3 protein-coding genes are annotated in these 5,449 nt (G+C 47.5%); all 3 read left to right on the plus strand.

The genetic code is table 11. From position 1 onward, the window contains the following. The first annotated feature begins 203 nt into the window (after window positions 1–203). The 3 genes from O9300_RS00970 to O9300_RS00980 all read left to right on the plus strand — a co-directional run bounded on the left by O9300_RS00970 (window position 204) and on the right by O9300_RS00980 (window position 5,185). On the plus strand, window positions 204–2,204 hold the full coding sequence (locus O9300_RS00970) for a PP2C family protein-serine/threonine phosphatase (RefSeq protein WP_287969505.1): 2,001 nt from the start codon (window positions 204–206) through the stop codon (window positions 2,202–2,204). A gap of 151 nt (window positions 2,205–2,355) precedes the next feature. After that, window positions 2,356–3,405 (plus strand): hypothetical protein, encoded by a 1,050-nt coding sequence (locus O9300_RS00975; RefSeq protein ID WP_002798288.1) that lies wholly within the window; start codon window positions 2,356–2,358, stop codon window positions 3,403–3,405. A gap of 181 nt (window positions 3,406–3,586) precedes the next feature. After that, window positions 3,587–5,185: a SpoIID/LytB domain-containing protein gene (locus O9300_RS00980; protein ID WP_287969506.1), complete on the plus strand. Its 1,599-nt coding sequence runs from the start codon at window positions 3,587–3,589 to the stop codon at window positions 5,183–5,185. Window positions 5,186–5,449 lie beyond the last annotated feature (264 nt).

The following is a 5,449-nucleotide window of genomic DNA, read 5'->3' on the forward strand; positions in this document are numbered from 1 at the left end:
TGAAATGGGGCGAAAGTCTGTGGACTCTGTGTAAGACAGTACATGGTTTTTTAACTGTGGTATGCGACGGTGGTGGAAGCAGAAACTTAAATCGTGAGGTTTAGGAATCGCCGCACTTTTAGGGCGGCGAGGATGTCAACGTGGATAAAAACACGCTATTTTATTAACCTATACTAACCGCGCTTTAGGAGTCAGCAGTTTTCATGGATTCCGTGACAACCCTCCAATGTCAAAACCTAACCTGTCTATCCCCGAACGCTCTCACTAATAGATTCTGTGAAAAATGCGGTACTCCTTTAGTTAAGCGCTATTTATGGATGATGGGTGATTGGGTGAGAACCTATTATCATGTTGGCGATCTAATTGATAATCGTTATTTGGTCAAACAACCACAAATTGTTCTTGATACTAAACCCGCTCAAGCACCCCAAGCGCCGGACGAACCTCCTAGCTGGATTTCCCTCTACCTAAAATTGTTACCCTTCCATCTCCACATTCCCCAAGTCTATGGCTATATTCCCAGTCCCGATGAACGCTTAAATATGGACATCTGGCTGTTGGAATACGGCACTATTCCCCTCGGTGAAACGGGAGAATTAATTTATCCAGAACTATTGCCCACTCTGGCCGAGGTTTGGTCGCAAGCTTCCGATTTAAGGCAAATTCACTGGTTATGGCAAATGGCCAAACTCTGGCATCCCCTCCAGAAAAAAGCTGTGGTCTCTAGTCTGCTTAACCCTTTTCTGACGAGAGTGAATAATCAGCTGCTGCAATTGCTAGAATTAAGCAAAGACGAAGCCACCGCTCCCAATTTACGAGATTTAGGGGCCCTGTGGGCCGGTCTGATGCCGACGGCAGCCGCTAATATTCAAGATTTTCTCGCATCCCTGACCCAAGAGCTAGAATCCGGTGATCTCGATCGCCCGGAATCCCTGATCGCTATCCTCGATTATGCACTACAGCACTACGGTGGAGGTCAAGAACGCAGCTATGAGATTTTTACCTGCACTGATACCGGTCTGGTGCGGGAACACAACGAGGATGCCTGTTATCCCGAGACTAATCAGGCCATAACCCTCGCTCATGGTCAAAATCCCCTGGCGATTGTCTGTGATGGCATCGGCGGTCAGGAAGGGGGCGAAATCGCTGCTCAATTGGCGATCGAAACCCTGCCTAGGGAAATTAATCGCAGTGCCACCACTGATATGGAAGTCTATCCCGATAGTCACAGTCTTGTCCTCGAACTGGCGATTCGTGTCACCAATGATCTGATCAGTCAACGCAATGATCAGGAGTCAAGACAAGATCGTCAGCGCATGGGTACGACTCTAGTTATGGCTTTTGCCCAGGCCCAGGAAATGTACGCGGCCCATGTGGGGGATTCCCGCATCTATTGGATTACTGCCCACAGTTGTCATCAAGTGACGGTGGATGATGATCTCGCTTCCAGGGAAGTGAAATTAGGCTATCTCCTCTATCGTGATGCCATACAGTATCCCAACGCCGGGGCCTTGGTGCAAGCTTTGGGCATGAGTAGCGCCACTAATCTCCATCCCACGGTTCAGAGGTTGATTATTGATCAAGACTGTGTTTTTCTCCTCTGTTCCGATGGTTTGAGTGATTACGATCGGGTAGAACAATACTGGGACAGTGAAATTGTGCCTCTTTTGCGAGGAGAGAAAAATGTAACCGCCGTGGGGGAAAGTTTATTACAACTAGCTAACCAGAAAAACGGTCACGATAACTCCACCATCGCCCTAGTTTATTGTCGGGTAGTTCCTGCGGCTGAACCTGTCAGGCCTTTAGTTTATGCTCAGGCCAAAGAACGGATTATTCCCGATCTTAATGACCAAGATTTTGATCACAGCAGCGACACCTACCCCGGAGAAGAAGTGGTGACAGCAATACCCACTCCCCCCCCTGCATCTTCTTCGGTTTCTAGTCGTACTTCTCCCCCCGCACCCACTAGCGTTTCACCCCTAGTCGTAGTAGTGATCGCTGTCGGTGTTCTCGGTTTGCTGGCTGCGATCGCTTGGCAATTCCTGAGTCGTCATCCCGCTTCCAATCCATCGATTTCTCCCGCACCTGTCACCAGTCCCACTCCGGTGACGACACCTCCCGCACCTGTCACCAGTCCCACGACCGGGACGACACCTTCCGCACCTGTCACCAGTCCCACTCCCCCCAATGCTTCCCCTAACTAGGGTTGGCTGAAAAAGTTTTTCGTGGGGACAGGGTGTGGGGTGTGGGGTGTGGGGTGTGGGGTGTGGGGTTTTACCTGACGATTAATCGGCTTGTCGGGGGTTGCCAGAGCGAGTTAAGATAAAATGCCCGATTAACTGCCGAGTCTATCCTATGGTTGATGCTGCGACGTTCTCCTCCGACACCTCCGCGATCATTGATGCCTTTGAAACGCCTCTAGAGTTTAACTTTCAACTGCCAGATCCCGAAGATGAAACCATCCAAGATCATGACTTTCAGCAGCAACTGGATTCTTTTTGGAAAGTTTGCGATCGCTTTGATTTGCAAACGGAAATCTGGCGGGGGCGAATTTTACGAGCTATTCGCGACCGGGAGAAGCAAGGCGGTGATAGTCGCGGTACAGGCTTTTTAAACTGGTTAAAACAGCGAGAAATCACTAAAAGTCAAGCTTATGCTCTGATTCAATTGGCTAATAGTGCCGATACTCTCTTGGCAGAAGGACAACTGGATCCCGATAGTATCAATAATTTTAGTAAACGCGCCTTCGTAGAAACAGCCAAATCTGCCCCCGAAATTCAAAAATTAGTCAGTGATGCGGCCCGACAAGGGGAGAGAATTACCCGTCGGGAGGTGAAGCAATTGGCCGATGAATGGACAGCGATGAGTTCAGATTTACTACCCGATGAAGTGAAAGAAAAAGCCAGCGATGGTAGTTTACCGGCGCGTCATCTCGCCCCCTTAGTGAAAGAATTAGAAAAGTTACCCGATACTCATATCGACACTCTCCGTCAAGAAATCGCCGCTAATCCCGATGTGGACACGGTGAAATTAATCACCTCGGAAGCACGCAGTTTAGCCAAATATCTCGACGCGGCAGCCCAAGTACAAACTCTCCGACGGGGTAATTTAGATATCGAAATGGCTCTAGAAGAAGCGTTGCGCGTCGATTGCCTCAATACGGCGGCGGATCTGGTTAAACAAGCCACACAATTAGAGCAAGCCGTAGCTAAACTTTATACTACTTGGAAACGTTTAGGTAGTTTGTCCGATCGCCTCTATGTGGATACGGGAGCAAGTAATCCCCATCTGCGATCGATGTTAACCTGTTTGGAAAGTTTAACCAGTGAAGTGATCGAAGTGGAACTGGATGAAGGTGGCCAGAAAATGGTACGTTTACGCATTATCAGCGATGGGGGAAGTTAGATGCTTTGTTGGTGGTTGGATGTTAGGTGTTGGGGTTTGAGGGTGTTGGGGTTTTAGGGTTTTAGGGTTTTAGTGGAAATTCCCCTATCCCCCCCATTACCCTATTCCCCTAACGGCTTGCTGCTATAATCTCTGAATATCCTCAACTTTTATGAAAACTTATTAACAGATACTTGACTTTATGCTAAAAATCAAGGAAAAAAAACAAATAATTAGCATCGGTTCCATAACTGCGGCGATCTTGCTCAGTTTAACCCTAATTCCTGCCGCTATAGCCAAGGATGTGCTTCTGAGAGTGGGCATTGTCCAACGTTTTGGCGATGAAGCCAAGGAAAAATTAACCCTGAGTAGTACCAGTGGTGATAATCTCACCCTGCGCGTGGTGGGAGAAGATGGCCAATCCCAAACCCTGCAAACCAATCGCCTACAATTAGAAGTTATTCCCCGTCCTCTCGCTTCTCCCATCCTGCAAGAAAAAGTCATTTTGAGCGACCACGCCACCTTTGAAACCGCCGAAAATAGTGCCAAAAATTGGGCAAAAATGGGCATTAAAGTGGAAATTACCCAACCCGGACGCTGGCAGGTTTGGGCAAAGCGAGAAGTTTATGAAAATCCCCTAGTGCGACGTTGGTTGCTGACCAGTTTGCAAGCCAAAGGCCACAATCAACCCTATATTAATAGTGTTTTACTCAAAGAAAAGCCGCAAGTTTCTTTCCAGATCAACGGGGTGCGCTATTTTCCCAAAGAATTAGAAATCGAGAGCCAAAAAAACCTGATTCAAGTCACCCATAGCCCCGATCAGGTACGTTTGTACGGGGGAACCATGCGCCTACAGCCCAACGCCTACGGCACTTTTACCCTAGTTAATAACGTTCCCCTTGAAACCTACCTGCGTGGGGTTGTACCCCACGAAATCGGTCATGATGCCCCGGAAAGTGCCACCCGGGCGCAAACTATTATCGCCCGCACCTACGCCCTCCGCAATCTCCGCCGTTTTCAAGCCGATAATTACGAACTCTGTGCCGATACCCATTGTCAAGTTTATTATGGATTGACGGGAACTAATCCCCGGGCTGATCAAGCGATCGCATCCACCCAAGGACTGGTTTTAACCTACCAAAATGAGTTAGTGGATGCCCTTTATTCCTCCACCACCGGCGGAGTAACTGCCCTCTTTAGTGATGTTTGGGATGGGGAGGAAAGACCTTATCTCCAGGCAGTGGTGGACTCCCCCAATCGAGTCTGGGATCTCTCGAAACAATCTCTCGCTAATGAGACAACTTTTCGCCAGTTTATTAATCTTAAAGATGGTTTTAATGAGACGGGTCGACGGGTTTTTCGCTGGCAAAAACAAGCTTCTTTAGCTGATTTGAGTCAAGACCTAGAAACCTATCTAAAACGCAGAAAACATCCCCTCGCCCATTTCCAGAAAATCCAATGGATGGAAGTGACTAAGCGCTCTCCTTCCGGTCGGATTCTGACTATGACCGTTCAAACCGATAAGGGGATTTTGGAACTGCATAAAAATGAGGTGCGTAGTGCTTTGGGACCGCCTCGCAGTACCCTATTCTACATCGATCCTATCTACGATACCAATCGACAGATCCAGGGTTATAACTTTATTGGTGGCGGTTTTGGCCACGGGGTAGGATTAAGTCAATTTGGTTCCTATAATTTAGCCCGTTTGGGTTGGTCTCCCGAACAAATTCTCGCTTTCTATTATCCCGGCACCACCATTCAACCTCTCAATAATTCGATTGTCTTTTGGCGAGGAAATTAAGCAGTTATCAGTTATCAGTTTCTGAAGGCAATAGGCAATAGGCAATAGGCAAGAGAAAGGCTCTGACAATTCTCCTACCTAAAAAGAGGATTAGAAACTAAGTAGATCAAATATTTGACTAAAATTTACCGAAATTTTGGGTTAAAGCCCCGTCCTTTTAGGACGGCTTTTTAAACTATATCTTGTTAACTTAACTTTTATTGTGCTATACTGATTTTGTCTAAGTCCCCCCTGCGTAAAATGTTTGTCTTAGAGTTTAAAGTT

The organism is Microcystis sp. LE19-195.1E, assembly GCF_027532095.1.
GTDB lineage: Bacteria > Cyanobacteriota > Cyanobacteriia > Cyanobacteriales > Microcystaceae > Microcystis > Microcystis aeruginosa.

Excerpts from the sequence above, each read along its gene's own strand:
- O9300_RS00970 (WP_287969505.1), top strand. The coding sequence starts at position 204 with ATGGATTCCGTGACAACCCTCCAATGTCAAAACCTAACCTGTCTATCC.
- O9300_RS00975 (WP_002798288.1), top strand. The coding sequence starts at position 2,356 with ATGGTTGATGCTGCGACGTTCTCCTCCGACACCTCCGCGATCATTGAT.
- O9300_RS00980 (WP_287969506.1), top strand. The coding sequence starts at position 3,587 with ATGCTAAAAATCAAGGAAAAAAAACAAATAATTAGCATCGGTTCCATA.